At 47.3% G+C, this 15,922-nt stretch carries 13 protein-coding genes; 6 read left to right on the forward strand and 7 right to left on the reverse strand.

Annotated elements, in window-relative coordinates; genetic code table 11:
* The first annotated feature begins 158 nt into the window (after positions 1 to 158).
* The 4 genes from gldG to NC99_RS08140 all read left to right on the forward strand — a co-directional run bounded on the left by gldG (position 159) and on the right by NC99_RS08140 (position 5,604).
* Positions 159 to 2,573: a gliding motility-associated ABC transporter substrate-binding protein GldG gene (gldG, locus tag NC99_RS08125; protein WP_053182026.1), complete on the forward strand. Its 2,415-nt coding sequence runs from the start codon at positions 159 to 161 to the stop codon at positions 2,571 to 2,573.
* Positions 2,574 to 2,702: 129 nt separating this feature from the next.
* Positions 2,703 to 3,833: a DNA polymerase III subunit beta gene (gene dnaN, locus NC99_RS08130; RefSeq protein ID WP_053182029.1), complete on the forward strand. Its 1,131-nt coding sequence runs from the start codon at positions 2,703 to 2,705 to the stop codon at positions 3,831 to 3,833.
* An 84-nt stretch (positions 3,834 to 3,917) separates the two neighbouring features.
* Entirely contained in the window at positions 3,918 to 4,721 is an 804-nt protein-coding gene (locus tag NC99_RS08135) for a 3'-5' exonuclease (protein WP_053182067.1), read from the forward strand.
* A 268-nt stretch (positions 4,722 to 4,989) separates the two neighbouring features.
* Complete coding sequence (locus NC99_RS08140) at positions 4,990 to 5,604, forward strand: fumarylacetoacetate hydrolase family protein (protein ID WP_053182032.1); 615 nt, start codon at positions 4,990 to 4,992, stop codon at positions 5,602 to 5,604.
* A gap of 798 nt (positions 5,605 to 6,402) precedes the next feature.
* Here NC99_RS08140 and NC99_RS08145 read toward each other — a convergent pair.
* From NC99_RS08145 to NC99_RS08160, 4 genes are all read right to left on the reverse strand, one after another.
* Complete coding sequence (locus NC99_RS08145; RefSeq protein WP_157624683.1) at positions 6,403 to 7,944, reverse strand: beta-N-acetylhexosaminidase; 1,542 nt, start codon at positions 7,942 to 7,944, stop codon at positions 6,403 to 6,405.
* Positions 7,945 to 8,040: 96 nt separating this feature from the next.
* Positions 8,041 to 9,102: an NAD(P)/FAD-dependent oxidoreductase gene (locus NC99_RS08150; RefSeq protein ID WP_053182037.1), complete on the reverse strand. Its 1,062-nt coding sequence runs from the start codon at positions 9,100 to 9,102 to the stop codon at positions 8,041 to 8,043.
* A 39-nt stretch (positions 9,103 to 9,141) separates the two neighbouring features.
* Positions 9,142 to 9,978 carry an endonuclease/exonuclease/phosphatase family protein gene (locus NC99_RS08155; RefSeq protein ID WP_053182040.1) on the reverse strand — a complete coding sequence of 279 codons (837 nt, stop codon included), beginning with the start codon at positions 9,976 to 9,978 and terminating at the stop codon, positions 9,142 to 9,144.
* Between the two features lie 11 nt (positions 9,979 to 9,989).
* Positions 9,990 to 10,946 (reverse strand): alpha/beta hydrolase, encoded by a 957-nt coding sequence (locus tag NC99_RS08160; RefSeq protein WP_053182044.1) that lies wholly within the window; start codon positions 10,944 to 10,946, stop codon positions 9,990 to 9,992.
* 335 nt (positions 10,947 to 11,281) lie between these two features.
* On the opposite strand from NC99_RS08160, the gene NC99_RS08165 reads away from it, so the two are divergent.
* A complete protein-coding gene (locus NC99_RS08165) occupies positions 11,282 to 11,983 on the forward strand; it encodes a MarC family protein (protein ID WP_053182047.1) in 702 nt (233 codons plus the stop codon).
* Between the two features lie 36 nt (positions 11,984 to 12,019).
* On the forward strand, positions 12,020 to 12,751 hold the full coding sequence (locus NC99_RS08170) for a TVP38/TMEM64 family protein (RefSeq protein ID WP_053182050.1): 732 nt from the start codon (positions 12,020 to 12,022) through the stop codon (positions 12,749 to 12,751).
* On the opposite strand, the gene hydF is transcribed toward NC99_RS08170, so the two are convergent.
* From hydF to hydG, 3 genes are all read right to left on the reverse strand, one after another.
* The gene (gene hydF / locus NC99_RS08175) at positions 12,748 to 13,971 is read right to left on the reverse strand and encodes a [FeFe] hydrogenase H-cluster maturation GTPase HydF (protein WP_053182053.1); all 1,224 of its coding nucleotides are present in this window, start codon (positions 13,969 to 13,971) and stop codon (positions 12,748 to 12,750) included. The genes NC99_RS08170 and hydF overlap by 4 nt on opposite strands.
* Before the next feature lie 222 nt (positions 13,972 to 14,193).
* On the reverse strand, positions 14,194 to 14,397 hold the full coding sequence (locus tag NC99_RS08180; RefSeq protein ID WP_157624685.1) for a hypothetical protein: 204 nt from the start codon (positions 14,395 to 14,397) through the stop codon (positions 14,194 to 14,196).
* Positions 14,398 to 14,547: 150 nt separating this feature from the next.
* Positions 14,548 to 15,922: [FeFe] hydrogenase H-cluster radical SAM maturase HydG (gene hydG, locus NC99_RS08185; RefSeq protein WP_204374941.1), on the reverse strand; the 1,375-nt coding region annotated here is incomplete at its 5' end.

A 15,922-nucleotide genomic window follows, 5' to 3' on the forward strand; every position in this document is an offset into this window, starting at 1 on the left:
ACTGAAAGTCGCGGGGAAGAAGCAGGTGTCATCAGTGTGTCCGCGATGAAATTGTTCCACAAGACCTGATTGGCCCATCAGTTTGAAAATTAGTCTGGGCAAGTTTCGCGCAAAGGGTTCTTTTTCTATCTTCGTTTCATCAAAAAGCGAAAGCAAACATGTATAGTTTATTTCGAAAAGAAATCACCACCTTTTTTGGTTCCCTCACAGGCTATTTGGTTGCCTTTGTTTTTTTAATTGCCAATGGCTTGTTCCTGTGGGTTTTCCCCGGCAATTACAACATCCTTGACAATGGCTATGCCGCGCTGGACAGTTACTTTTCGCTGGCGCCCTGGGTTTTTTTGTTCCTCGTCCCGGCGCTCACCATGCGCTTGTTTGCCGAGGAAAAGCGATCAGGTACGCTGGAGATTTTAGTCACCCGACCACTGTCGAACTTTCAGCTGGTTTGCGCCAAATATTTGGCCGGACTGGTGTTGGTGCTGTTGTGTTTGCTTCCTACCTTGGTTTATTTCTATTCTGTTTACAGCTTGGGGAGCCCGGTTGGCAACTGGGATTCGGGTGCTGCCTGGGGCTCGTTTATTGGCTTGTTTTGCCTGGCTGCGGCTTACGTGTCCATCGGCTTGCTGGCTTCGGCCATCACCGACAACCCCGTGCTGGCTTTTGTGGCGGCCCTGTTCTTTTCCTTTTTGGCTTACCTGGGATTTGAGTTTGCGGCTTCGTTAAACTGGTCGCCTGCTTTCTCCGCTCTGCTCATCCGGCTGGGAATCAACGAACATTATTTATCCATAAGCCGGGGAGTGGTCGATTCGCGCGATTTGATTTATTTTTTAGCCATCAGCTTCTTCTTTTTGGTGCTGACCAGTATTTTTCTGCAACAGCAACAAAAGCTATGGAAGCAGCAGCTCAAAAAGCTGGGCATGCTGGTTTGCGGCTTAGTATTACTGAGCTTTTTGTCGGACGCCTGGTTTTTTCGCATCGACCTCACCGCGGAAAAGCGATACAGCCTTTCGCCTATTTCGAAGCAGCTGATTCAACAATTGGATGCGCCAATCAAAGTCGATGTTTTTCTGGAGGGGGAATTGCCGCCGGGATTTCGAAAGTTGCAGCAGGCTTTGGTCGAAAAAATACAGGACATCAACGCGTATGCGGATTACCGGATTCATTACGAATTGATTGATCCCTATAAAATCGTGAGCAACTCGGACGAGCAAAACCAGTTGTTCGATCGGCTGGTTTCGCTGGGCTTAAAACCCACCGATTTGCGATTGCAGCGCGACGAAGGAACCGTCACAAAACTAATTCTTCCGGGAGCGGTCATCAAATACAAAGATTACGATTTGGGGATCAATCTGCTGAAAAATAACCCATCGGTTACTGCTGAAAACAACCTGAACCACTCGGTTGAAACGCTGGAGTTTGAGTTGATGCGCGCCCTGAAAGTCCTGCTCGACGATTCGAGGCCAACGGTCGCTTTTCTGGGTGGGCATGGCGAATTGGGTGAACCTGAAACCCGGGATATTCGCGCCGGTTTGTCCGAAAATTTTGAAGTGACCGATGTGTATGCCCGGGAACTGAATCAAAACGGTGCGCAGCCCGATGCTTTGGTGATTGCTGATCCTTCCCGGCCTTTTTCGGAGCAAGACAAATTTTATATTGACCAATACCTGATGCGGGGCGGCAACTTGCTTTGGCTGGTTGATCCGGTGCAAGTCAGCCTGGACAGCCTAAGCCGGGGCGAAACCACCATTGCTTTTCCGCGCGATTTGAATTTGAATGATCAGCTATTCCGATACGGCGTTCGCATCAACAGCACACTGATTCAGGATGTGGAATGTTTGATGATTCCGGTGAATACCGCGCCGGTGGGCAGTCCGCCAAAATATACACCGGCTCCCTGGTACTATTCGCCCTTGCTGCGTCCGGCCGAGAACCATGTATTGAGTCGCCATCTGAATGCTGTGAAAGGAGAATTTGCGAGCACAATTGATACGGTAGGCAGCAATCCGGCCATTCATAAATCAGTTATTCTGCATACTTCCAATTACTCGCGCAGTATTCAAACGCCTTTGGAGGTGAGCTTGCAAAGCATCGACCAGCCGCCGGCCCGCAGCCTGTTTAATGAGCAGGCGCTGATGATTGGTGTTTTACTCGAAGGCCAGTTTTCTTCTGTCTTTCAAAACCGGATGCTGGACGATTTCAACACGAACGAGCTTGAAGTATTGAGCCAGTCGCAGCCTGCAAAGATGATTGTTTTGGCTGATGGAAGCCTGATTGCTAATCAGGTTTCGCGGCGCGAGGGGCAAACCCAGATTTTGCCGCTGGGCTACGATCGTTACTCGCAACAAACCTTTGGCAACAAGGAATTTTTGCTGAATGCCCTCACATACTTATGCGACGGATCCGGAATCATGTCGCTCCGTTCGCAGGCCTTTCAAGTCCGGCTGCTCGATAAGGTTCAAATCCGCGAGCAGCGCTTGTTTTGGCAGTTGTTGAATGTGGTGGCTCCGCTGTTGTTCATTTCCTTGTTGGGCTTGATATTCAACTGGATCCGAATCCGGAAGTATGGCCGTTAATTTCTTTGTATAAAATGTGAAGGCAAAGGATAGGTTAGAAAAAGCAAAGTTTGTATATTCGTAACATTGTGCTAAAAAATCGATCCGCAAAAGCACACGAGAAAGATCAAAAAAAAATAAAATAGACCTATGAAATTTGTTGTTTCCAGTACCGAGTTGCTGAGTCATCTGAATGCCATCAGTAAGGTGATTAGTTCGAAAAATACATTGCCCATCTTGGATAACTATTTATTTCAGCTGGAAGATAATCGGTTAACGATTACGGCTTCGGATTTAGAGTCAACGCTCATTACCAGTCTCGATTTGGATAATACGGAAGGTAATGGAGATGTTGCTGTTCCGGCAAAACTGCTCAATGATACCTTGAAAGAGTTTCCGGAGCAACCGCTGACCTTCCAGATTAATGGCGAAACATCGGCCATTGACATCTATTCAGAGAATGGTAAGTTTAGCATTGTTGGACAAAATGGCGAAGATTTTCCGGCATTGCCCGAGCTGAAAGAAGAAGCGGCGGCTACCATCGAGGTCAACCACGATGTTTTGCAAAACGGGATTGCGAAAACCCTGTTTGCAACGGCCGATGATGAACTGCGCCCGGTGATGAATGGAATTTTCGTCGAGCTGGGAGCTGAAGATCTGACTTTCGTCGCTTCCGACGCCCACAAGTTGGTTCGTTACCGGCGGAGCGATGCCAAAGCTGAGATTGAATCTTCATTCATTCTACCAAAAAAACCGGCTGCCTTGTTGAAAAACTTGTTGCCGAAGGAAGAGTTTGACGTGAAGCTTCAGTTTGATGACAAGAACGCCTTTTTTACACTCAGCAATTACAAACTGATTTGCCGTCTGGTTGAGGGAAATTACCCGAGCTACAACTCGGTTATTCCAAGTAACAACTCCAACAAAATGACGGTTGACCGTCTTGAATTGTACAACACCATCAAGCGGGTGTCGGTATTTGCCAACCAAGCCAGCAATTTGGTCAAGCTGCATATCGATGATAACCAGTTGGTAGTTTCGGCTCAGGATGTCGATTTCTCCATTTCGGCGGTTGAACGCTTGAAGTGCCAGTATGAAGGTGATGAGATTGAAATTGGTTTTAAATCCACTTTCCTGCTCGAAATTCTGGCCAACTTATCCACTTCCGATGTTCGGGTCGAACTGTCGGATCCAACACGGGCCGGTCTTTTGCTTCCGGCTGAAAAAGATTTTGATGAAGAAGACGTGTTAATGTTGTTAATGCCCATGATGATTAATGCGTAAATTGTAACTGAATAAATTGCTGAAAACCTAACAAGATCTGTTTTGTTAGGTTTTTTTGTTTTCAGCATTCCAAAAAATAAAAAGATGAACTTGAATTTGAGAAATCCGCTTGTTTTCCTCGATCTTGAAACCACCGGAATTAATATTGTCACCGATCGTATTGTTGAAATAGCCCTGCTGAAGATTCACCCTGACGGGAGAGAGGAAGAGAAGGATCTCCGGATTAATCCCGAAATGCCAATCCCGGAGCATGTCAGCTTAATTCATGGAATTTACGATGAAGATGTGAAAGATGCCCCAACATTTAAAGAGGTCGCCAAAACACTGGCTAACTTTTTGGAAGGCGCTGATTTGGCAGGCTTCAATTCGAATCGATTCGATATTCCTTTGCTGGCCGAAGAGTTTCTGCGGGTTGGGGTCGATATTGATTTCAAAAAGCGCAAGTTTGTCGATGTACAGGCGATTTTTCATAAGATGGAAAAGCGGACCCTCGCGGCTGCCTACAAGTTTTATTGCCAGCAGGAACTGGTGGATGCGCACAGCGCCATGGCCGATACCAAAGCCACCTACGATGTGCTGAAAGCCCAGTTGGATGTTTATAAAGAAGCCGAATATGAAGACAACAAAGGTGTAAAAACGACGCCGATAAAAAATGATGTGAACGCCTTGAGTGAGTTTTCATCGTACGACCGCAACGTAGATTTTGTTGGGCGGATTGTTTATGATGAAAATGGGGTTGAAGTCTTCAATTTTGGTAAGAACAAAGGGGTGCCGGTTGAAAAAGTACTGCGCGAGCAGCCCGGCTATTTTGGCTGGATAATCAACAGCGAGTTTCCCCTGTACACCAAAAAAGTATTGACGGCTATTAAGCTGCGGATGAAGGAATAAAGCGGTCTAGAGTGGCGAGTTACGAGTAGAATGTCAACAATACTCGAGACTCACCGCCCATAACGCATTGGTCATTAGTCATTGATAGTCATTCGATAGTCATTAATCGTGATAGCTGAATACTGGATGTCAACAACTCGTGACATTGGTTGGACAACTTGGAATTTGTCCGCTAGCTGGCGGATGAAACTTGGAACTCAAATTAGTTATGGGATAATTGGTCATTAGGTGCGGACAACTTTAAACTCGAAACACGAAACTAAATGGTATGAAAATCATTTGTATTGGACGAAATTACAGCGAGCATGTTCGCGAGCTGAACAATGAGATGCCGGGCGAACCGGTCATTTTTATGAAGCCGGATTCAGCCTTACTGCGCAACAACGATGCTTTTTACATCCCCGATTTTAGTCAGGATGTGCATTACGAATGCGAGTTGATTGTGCGCATCAACCGGCTCGGGAAAAATATTGAGGCACGCTTTGCCAATCGCTACTACGACGAAATTGGCCTGGGCATTGACTTTACGGCCCGCGACCTGCAGAATAAATTGAAGGAAAAAGGTTTGCCGTGGGAGAAAGCCAAAGCCTTTGACCGATCGGCGGTTATATCTTCGGAATTTATTGCGAAAGCGGAATTGCCGGAATTGAATTCCATCAAATTTCAACTGAAGAAAAACGGGCAGCTGGTGCAAAACGGAGATTCGGCTTACATGCTTTTCCCCATTGATGAGCTGATCAGCCAGGTGTCGAAGTATTTTACGCTGAAAATAGGGGACCTGATTTATACCGGAACGCCAGCTGGTGTGGGACCGGTAGCCATTGGCGACCGGCTGGAAGGCTTTTTGGAAGGGCGAAAGATGTTCGACTTCGAAGTAAAATGACATTTTGAAATTCCAAGTTCCATCCGCCAGCTGGCGGACAAATTCCAAAACGGCAGAGGCTTGTGTGCTGACCCCTCTTGAGATAGCGGCTTTGCGCGAAAAAAAAAATTCCAGATTCCAAGCGACCGAATGGAGTCCCGGCGCAGTCGGGATTTCAAGAACGGCAGGCGGATGGTGAGATTGGGCTTTCTGGTCAATTTCTCAATAGCGTCTTTGGGCGAAGAAAGTTTCAAATTTTGACCGTCCGCTTGATCATCTTCAGTCCTGTCAAATTTTGTCCGTGCCGGTTATTGGGTTTTTCACGGTGTTAAATTTAATTTCATCCAGTTAAGTTTGTGTCTTCCCTGTTAAGTTTTTAACCGCCCTGTTGGGTTTCCAGCCGTACTGTTAATATTTTTGCTTCCCTGTTGCAATTTTCCCCGTCCTGTTCATATTTTTTTTCGCCCTGTTAAGTTTGGTGCCGTCCTGTTGAACAGGGCGACAGATTTTTTTAACAGGGAAGCTCCAAAGCCAACAGGACGAACTCAAAATTCAGCAGGGAAGCATTTTTTTTTACCGGGAGCTCCGCGAACTAACAGGACGGATTACTCTTTAACAGGGCCAGTTTCAAATTTAAAAGGGAAGACTTTTTTCAAACAAGGCGAGTATTTTTCAAACAGGAGCCGGGCTGCCGCAAAAGGAGACTGTGTCAGGATAGTTGATTGGTTGGGAACGCGACGAAGATCAGCAAAGCGTGTGGGGGAATAGCGAAGTAAAAAAAAGGCTGCCCTTTTTGGACAGCCTTTTGCCTATCGTTTTTTACTCTTGCCACGGAACCCGCGTCGAACGGTAGTAGTTGATTCCCCAGCTGTCGTAGATGTTGCCGTGCGAGGACAGACGCAGTTTGTAATCGTCCCAGTTACGTCCATTGGCGGGAGACCAGCCTATTTCGGCGTAACCTGCCAATCGAGGGAATACCAGGTATTCCATATCCGAGCGGTTGGTCACGGTTTCGGTCCACAGGGGCGCTTCAATGCCCAGAATGTTCTCGCGCCCAATACTCTCGTTGTAGGTCGCCGGATCCCAGTTGTAGCCGGTGTCCACTTCAATATAACCAGCCCAGTGCAAGCCCAGTGGCGAAATGGAGTCGTACTGCATGTCGAGGTAAGCTTTGGCCGCCGGCGACATGATGACCTTCACGCCCTGATCAACGGCATTTTTGGCATTTTCGGCACTTGCCCAATATTGTGCAATGCTGCGCTGGTCCAGCTTGGCCAAGGTCACCTCGTCCCAGCCAATCATCGTTTTTTCGTAGGAGTAAACAATGTCCTGCACCCGTTCAATAAACGGAATGTAATCTTCCAGCTTGGTGACGTGCGATTCGTCGCCACCAATGTGGATGTAAGGGCCAGGCGTGATCTCGGCCAGCTCGCGAATCACATCGTCCACAAATTGGTAGGTGATTTCCTTGTCGGTGCACAAGGTGCTGAACCCAACTTCAGTTCCGGTATAAAGCTCGGGTGCCTTGCCGTCGCAGTTGAGCTCCGGGTACGAAGCCAGCGCGGCGTTGGTGTGGCCGGGCATATCAATTTCGGGGACAATGGTAATGAAACGTTCCGCCGCGTAATTCACCAGTTCGGTGTATTGTTCCTGGGTGAAAAAGCCGCCTTCGCCGCCACCCACTTCCGTGCTTCCGCCAATTTCGGTCAGCTTGGGCCACGATTTGATTTCTATACGCCAACCCTGGTCGTCGGACAAATGCAGGTGCATGACGTTGAACTTGTAGTAGGCCATCAGGTCGAGGTAATGTTTCACATCATCAACGCCCAAAAAGTGACGCGCGACATCGAGCATGGTTCCGCGGTATTCGTATTCCGGAAAATCGCGGATGGTACCCGTCGGAATCGTCCAGTCCATTTCCTGGACCGTCTTGTTTTCGATGGCAGCCGGTAAAAGTTGCCGGATGGTTTGTATGCCGCGGAAGATCCCGGCCGGCTGGTTGGCCCGTACAGTCAGCAGTTTTTTATCAATCAGCAGTTCGTAACCTTCGTCGCCCAGTTCCGGATCATGCCCCAGGGTGAGGAAAATCCCGCTGGTGGGCGCTTCGTCTGCGGTTTGAACGGCCAGTTCGAAGCCCGTCGCGGGGTTCAGTTTTTCGCTTAAATAAGCGGCTGTTGAACTCAGCTCGTCGCGATTGACAAAAATACCGGTTTCATCGTTTAGTTGAAACGAATTTCCGGTTGCCGTTACCAAAACAGGCTTGGGAATGACGGTGTTCTGAGTTAAATCAGTTGGTTCTTTGGGCGCACAGGAGAATAGCGCGGCCGCCATGGTCAATAAAATGAAAGCTTGTTTGTTCATGTTTAAAAATTTCATTGAATAGCTTAGAAATATTTTCAGACTAAGGTAAAGAAAACATTTCGATTGAAACAAAGGGTTTTGCCGGGTATTGGCAGTTTAGCTGTCTTTGTCATTGTTGAAGTAGCGGCTAATGGTGACTTCGGGGTGCAGCTGCTTGATTTTGCCGCAAAGGAAGGCGGCAAATTGCCGGGCAAAGTAAGGGCCAAGCATGGCGCCTTTCGAGCCGAGTCCGTTGAAAATTCCCACTTGTGGATGCTCTGGATGCAGTCCGATAACCGGGCGCCGATCGTGTGTGGTGGGGCGGATGCCGGCTTGCTGATCCACCACTTGGTATTGGTCGGTGAAAACAGCAGCGAGCTTTTCCTGTAGCTCCTGCCGGGCCTGGCTGGTGGTTTCAAGCGAATGATCGTCCCAATCGTAGGTGGCGCCCAGCCGGTAAAGCTGTTGACCCTCGGGCATCAGGAACATGGCTTTGTTTAGAATGAAGTTGCTGTCGTAATTTTCGGTTTTAATTCGAAGCACTTCGCCTTTGGTATGCCGGAAACGAAGCCGCTCAAAAAATGGATTTTCGGAAACGGCATGCCCTTCGCAAAACAAAACTTTTTCGGCACAAATATCCTGATAGCATACCTGGGTTTTGTTCAGTTTCAAGGTTTCAAAATTGAATTTTTCAAACCGAATGAGTTGTTTTTCTTTTAAATGGGGCCTCGTTTTTTCAACCAGTTGTTTCAAATCGATCCGGCCACTTTGCGCGACTATCCCCATTCCGAAATCAGCTTCAATAAAAGGGTGTTTCTGTTTGTCCGGCTTCGCTTCCAGATAAGTTTGCAAATCGTTTTCTGCCCATTTCTTCTGCCAAAACTCCACTTCGCCTTTCCCAAAAATCTTTTTGATCTGCAAAGGATAAAACAACTTCACCCCGAAGCGTTTTTCCAGTTCGGCATAGGTTTCCAACAATTGGGGATACAACTCATCGATGAGCCAGCTTTTGGTGAGCCGCCGGAAAACTACCGGATTTACCACGCCCGCAGCTACCTCCGAGGCTTTTATTTGCTTGGGATCGTCGAGCACAAAACAGCTTTTGCCGGCTTTCTGCAATTCATGAACCAACAAACTGCCCGCGAGCCCCTGTCCGATGATGAGGTAATCAACTTTCATAGGAAACTAAGACAGCGAAATTTCGGAAATGTTCAGCCGCTAAAACTCGATTTCAACCAGCACTGGCAAATGGTCTGATGGGTAGCGTTTTTCGTACGAATCGGTGAGCACGCCATACTTTTGCACATTGAGTTTGCCTTTGACGAAGATGTAATCAATCCGGTTTTTCAGTTCGCTGTTGAAGTTGAATCCATTATAGGTCCCCTCCGGACCATAGGGAACTTGTGCCGACACTTTTTTACTGTCGAAAAACTGGTTCTCAATGCGTTCAATAGGTTTTGATTCGGGGGTTAAGTTGAAGTCTCCCATCAAAACAACGGGGTCGCCCTTGCTGTTTAGCGAATCAATTTTTTGGAGAATCAGCCGGGCCGAATTGATGCGGGCTTCCTCGCCCACATGGTCAAAGTGCGTATTGAATACCCAAAAGTTTTTGCGTTTATCGTAGTCTTCAAACAGCGCATAAGTACAGATTCGTTTGCAAGCGGCGTCCCAGCCCATGCTTGGTTTTTCAGGGGTTTCCGACAGCCAGAACCAACCGTGGTTTTTGAGCTGGTATTTACGGCTGTCGTAAAATATGGGCGAATATTCGCCGCCGGCTTTGCCATCTTCCCGGCCCACGCCAATCTGGTCAAAACCGGGCATTTGTAGGGAGATGTCGGTCAGTTGATCGTAAAGAACTTCCTGCATGCCAATGATGTCGGCTTCGTGAAAGCGCAGCAAATCAGTGACCAGGTGTTTCCGGTTTGGCCAGGCATTTTCTCCGTCATCCGGGGTGTTGAGGCGGATATTATAGGTGACAACTTTTGCGGTTTGTGAAAAAGTGGTGCTTGTGGCTGTGGCTAAAAGGATCATAACTAAAAGGCTGGTGATTTTCATGGAAGGTTGATTTAGTTTTGACAATGGTTAAATACAGGATAGTCACAATCGTGGTCGCCCGGAATGACCGTGTGCATTTGGTTTTTGGATTGATGGAGGACAAACTCATAACAAAAAACCATGATTTCTTCAAACTGGTAGCTCATGGGCGATCCGGCAATACTATGATTACCTCCACAGAAAGTGTATAGCCAATACGGCTGGTCAAGTTGGTGCAAGCGGTCGGCAATGGTTTTTCCGCCGTGTAGAACCAAATAGCCGACTTTGTTCTCATTGCAGTAATGGTGCGGTGCGGTGGCATAAGGCACCAGGTTGTCGCAGGTACCATGAAAAAGCAGGGAAGGAACGGCCGATTCCTCGTAAATTATTGTGGTGTCGGGAATGGCGCCAGCCATGGAAATAACGCCTGCATAAGACACCGGTCCGCCTTCCAAATCATAGCAATAGGGTGGTTGGTAAGCGGTATTTAGTACGGCCTCAGCTCCCGCACTACTTCCTGAAAGGATAATCTGATAAGGATCAACTCCGAATTGCACGCGGTTCTGAATCAAAAAATAGGTCGCATCCTGAATGTCTTCCACCGCAGCAGCAAAAGTTGCCAGTTTCTCTTCGGCAGGGCAGTCACAGCCAAAAGCGGTTTCGGTTCCTTTTCGGGTTAAGCGGTAGCTCATGGAGACGGCAACATAACCGCGGCGGGCAATTTTTTTACAAAAATCAATGGTGCCCTTGTCATCGCGGGTGCCGCCCGAAAAACCACCTCCATGCACGTAAAGCATTACCGGTCGGTTTTCTTCGGCATCAAAAACAGGCGTGTAAATATCCAGATCCAGGGTTTGTCCGTCTTTTTTAGTGTAGGTGAAGGTTTCTGTTTTTACGGAGTCCGTAATTTCTTCCAGATAACGCTCCTGGGCGACACTTGTCGATATCGAAAGAATAAGGAGCAAAAAAGAAAAAATTGAAAATTTCATGTTATTCACGATGTTGGTTGATGACTATTTAGGTACAAGGACACTGCTAAATTAGGGAAAATTATTGCCTTCACAATAACAGACAGTTTAGTGGAGGTAAACCCTTATCTTTTGAATAATTTTCCGCATAATGGCTAAACTGCCATTTTCTCCGCACAGCAGTGATTATTTTATCGCAATAAGCTGAATAGAAAATTTCAGCGGACCAGGATGGGGAGGGAATAAGATCAGAATAATATTTTAGCGTGCATTTTCAACTATCTAATCGTGTCTTTGTTTGCATGAATAAAAGTTGAGAAAACGACTTTTCACGGAAATTAAAATATAGAAATGATATGAATTGGGATTACTATTTGAATTTTTTTGCTGCCATGTTGGCCATCGTAAACCCAATTGGAATTTGGCCGGTATGGAGCGACCTGACTAATGATGCCGTTAGCTCAATCAGGCACCGGATAGCGTTTTTTCTGATCTTGTCTGCGGTGATGATTCTGTCTGTTTTTCTGGTTTCCGGCAAATTTTTGCTTCAGTTTTTTTCGATCAATTTGCAGGTTTTTAAGATCGCCGGAGGAATCTTGTTGTTGTACACTGGCATTGCGATGGTGCAAGGATCGGCTTCGCAGTTGACCGACCGGGATGAGGATGGAGAGACAAATATGTCAATTGCCAAACAACGATTCAAAAAGGTTTTTGTTCCTTTGGGTATTCCTGCACTTGCCGGCCCTGGCTCAATTACAACGGTGGTTTTATTCGGCACAAAAGCATCATCTGCTATTGATTATGTCGTTTTGGTTGGCGTTATTGTCGTAACCTTCTCCGTTTTGTTTTTTGTGTTTTTAGCGTCACCGCTTTTAGAGAAGAAGGTTGATAGTATCGTTTTTACTGTGTTCACCCGGGTTTTCGGAATTATTGTAACAGCCATCGCCATTCAGTTTATGGTTGAAGGATTAGGAGAAATTTTTCCAAACTGGCTGGAAGGCGGATCGGTGCTAAAAGAAGCCAGGGACGTTTCTTTTATTACCGGATTTATTTGGTAGCGCGGTTGGCTCAGTTCCGCATTAAAATGAATTTGAATGACACAGAATAATCAAAAAGGACAAGTGAAACAAAGTAGGTGGCCGCTCTACATAAGTCTGGGGTCATTGCTTTCGCTTGCTTTGCTTTATTTCGCTGTTCCTGATGTAAACGACTTTTTTAAGGAGGCTTTTGAAACGCTGACCAGCGATAATAATCAGCGAATTTCAAATTGGGTTGATCAACTCGGATTTTGGGGTCCAATTTTTATCATATTAACGATGGTGCTCCAGATGTTTCTGCTGATCATTCCATCTCCTTTGCTCATGGTTGTTTCAGTGTTGGCGTACGGTCCTTATTGGGGAACTTTAATCTCCGTGTCTGCGGTAGCCGTTGCTTCCAGTATTGGCTACTTTGTTGGCCGCTATTTGGGGGAAGTTGCAATTGCTCGTCTATTGGGAGGCGACAAAGAAAAACAATTGGAATTCTATGTTGAAAAGTACGGAGTATGGGCTGTGATCATCACCCGTTTGGCTCCTTTCCTGTCAAACGATGCCATTAGTTTTGTAGGTGGAATTCTACGCATGGGATACTGGCGGTTCATCGGCGCCACCTTAGTGGGAATCTTTCCTTTGGCTGTTTTGGTTGGCTATTTTGGGGAGAACAACGATCGATTGAAAGCGGGCTTAATCTGGGTTTCGGCTTTGAGTTTGATCTTATTCGTTAGCTACATCATATACAACAACAAAAAGAATCCGTACAAGTCGAAATCGAAAAAAAATCGTTCTTAACGTTCGTTTTTATAAACTTCCAACGCAGCTGGAAATGGTTGTAATGCCCGTTCAAAAATACCCAAAGAATAAGCGATGGTCAGGCCGTAGTTGGTGATGGGAACGCCGGCCTGCCGGGCTTTCAGAATACGCGACAGCATTTCGCGGCGGTTCCACATGCAGGCACCACAATGAATAATCAGCTTGTACTGGCTAATATCGGCTGGGAAGTCGCGGCCGCGTGCGTGTTCAATATCCAGTTGTCCGCCAACATACTTGTTGAGCCAGTTGGGGATTTTTACGGTGCCAATATCTTCCTCAATGGGATGATGCGAGCAAGCTTCGGCAATCAACACGCGGTCGCCCGCTTTAAGCTGGTCGATGGCCATGGCGCCACGTACCATTTCTGTGAGGTCGCCCTGAAAGCGTGCAAATAAGACGGAAAAACCGGTGAGCGGAATTTCCGGGGGAGTCACTGCGGCTACCTGTGCAAAGGCTTGGCTGTCGGTGACTACCAACTTGGGTGCCTGATTCATTTGGGCGAGGGCTTTGGGCAGCTGCTGGTCTTTGACCACCATGCAAAAAGAGTCGCCATCCAGCAAATCGCGAATGGCTTGTACCTGCGGCAAAATCAGCCGGCCTTTGGGGGCCTCCTTGTCGATCGGAACCACCAAGATGGCGGCTTCGCCCGGGCCAACCAAATCCGCGACAATGGCCGGCCGGTTGATGTAGTCGTCGGGTGCAGTTTTCAGAATGGTCTCGCGCAATGCATCAATGCCTGCTCCGGTGCTGACCGAAGTTTCAACGACGGGCAACTTTTCGCCGTTCAAACTATTGAGCATACACGAACGGCCCGGATACAAGTCTGTTTTGTTGAAAACCACAATCACCGGAATCTCGCGGTCTTTTAGTTCCTGTAAGGTTTTTTCTTCAAACTCGCCCCAATCCTGGCTGTTCGAGACGATGATTCCCAGATCGGTCCGGTCGAAAACAGCTTTGGTCTTTTGAACCCGCTTTTCACCCAGAGCACCCACGTCGTCAATTCCGGCGGTATCGATAAATAGCACCGGGCCAAGTGGAAGCAGCTCCATGGGTTTTTCAACCGGGTCGGTGGTGGTTCCCGCAATTTCGGATACAATGGATACCTCCTGTTCCGTAATCGCGTTGAGCAGGGAAGATTTGCCAACATTGCGGCGGCCAAAAAGGCCAATATGCAAGCGAAAGGATTTGGGCGATTTCATGCGATTCAATTTGGCCTGAAAATTACAAATGATCCGTTTTTAATGCAACGTTTTGTCAAAATATGAGCTTGCAGAGCCGATGATTTGATATTTAGGAAATGAATGGTATCAAGCAATTTCTCTGTAAGAATTTGAACCGATTGCCTGGCGGGGCAAGAATCCTAAAATAGAGCAAAAAAAAGCCGGCTATTAACCGGCTTTTTGAGTGATATCAATTTGAAATTACTTTTTGTCTCCGCAAGCTTTTTTCTCGCCGCTACATGATTTTTCGCAATCACCTTTTTTCTCAGCTTTTTTAGCTTTCTTGTCTTTTTCAGCCGTAGCCACTTGTTCTGTTTTTGTTTCTTTTTCAGCAGCAGCCATATTTCCAGCGTAAGTAACTCCAAAAGTGAATACAATTGCTAATACTAAAACCAACTTTTTCATATTTTCCATTTTTTAAGTTTATAACTGGAGCAATTTATTAAGAATAATTCTAAATAGAAACAGCCTTAACATTTATTTAGAATTATTCCAGATAGTTGTTAACTCATATTAAATTAAATGGCATTGGTCGCTCTTGGAGCTTCTCTTTTGTTAGCAAAACACATCTTTTTGCCCTTGCTTTACCCGGTCAACCAGCTTTCGGGCGCGATCGGCCGGCAATCCCTCCATTTCAGCAATTGTTTTTTCAATCAGTTGTATGCCGGTTTTATAGGTTTCGGGCGACGCATAATTGTTGAGGTACTCCATAAAACTGGAGAGTGCGTTTGGACCGCAGTGTGCTTTTATGGCACCGGGTTTGGCCAGGTCCATAAAGTCCTGGCCTGTGCGTCCGAGCCGATAGCAGCCGGTGCAAAACGAGGGGACATAGCCCATCTCCGCCACATCACGGATGACTTCATCCAGCGGGCGGTGGTCGCCCAGGCTAAATTGTCCGGACACCTCATCTTCCACCTCCTCTTCGTAGCCACCGGGGTTGGTCCGGCTGCCTGCCGAAATTTGCGAAACGCCCAGCGCAAAGGTTTCGCTGCGCATTTTGGCAGTTTCGCGTGTCGACATGATGATGCCGGTATAGGGCACGGCCAGGCGCAGGATGGCCACGATCTTGCGAAATTCAAGGTCTGAAACCGGGAAGGGCGGGTGAGAAGCAACGTCGGAACCGGTTGCCGGCTCCATGCGCGGAACACTGATGGTGTGTGGCCCCACGCCAAATACCCGTTCCAGCTCTGCAATATGCTGCATCATGGCGAGCAACTCGAACCGGTGGTCGAACAGGCCAAACAGCACGCCGATACCCACATCATCAATTCCAGCTTCCATGGCCCGGTGCAAGGCGGTAATACGCCAGTCGTAGTCACGCTTTTTGCCCCCAAGGTGCACGTTTTTGTAGGTCTGGTGGTGGTAGGTTTCCTGGAAAAGCTGGTAGGTTCCAATTTTTTCAGCCTTCAGTAATTTAAACTCGTCGGTGGTAAGCGGGGCCACATTCACATTGACCCGACGGATTTCCGCATCGTTGTAGTTGGCCCGGTAAACCGATTGCACGGCATCGAGTACATATTGAAAACCTTGTTTGGGATACGATTCGCCAGCGACCAGCAGCACCCGCTTGTGTCCTTGTTTGATCAGGGCTTCGGTTTCAAGCTCGATTTCAGCCTGGCTTAATGACCGCCGTACGATGGCCTTATTTTTGGCGCGGAAGGCACAATAAGTACATTCGTTGGCACACAGGTTCGATATGTAGAGCGGCGCAAAAAGAACCAGCCTTTTGCCATAGATGGTATCCTTAATATGGTTGGCTGTTTGGAACAGCTCATGCAGTTGCAGTGGATCGCTGATGCCGGTTAACACTGCAACCTCCTGCAGGTTGAGGCCTTTCATTTCGCCTGCTTTGGCTAGCACATCGCGCACCTGATCGTGCGTTGGGTGACTGTGTTTTTGCAGAATGTCGCTGATTTTCTGATCGTTGATA

Origin of the sequence: Sunxiuqinia dokdonensis (assembly GCF_001270965.1) — a bacterium.
Taxonomy (GTDB): Bacteria; Bacteroidota; Bacteroidia; order Bacteroidales; family Prolixibacteraceae; genus Sunxiuqinia; species Sunxiuqinia dokdonensis.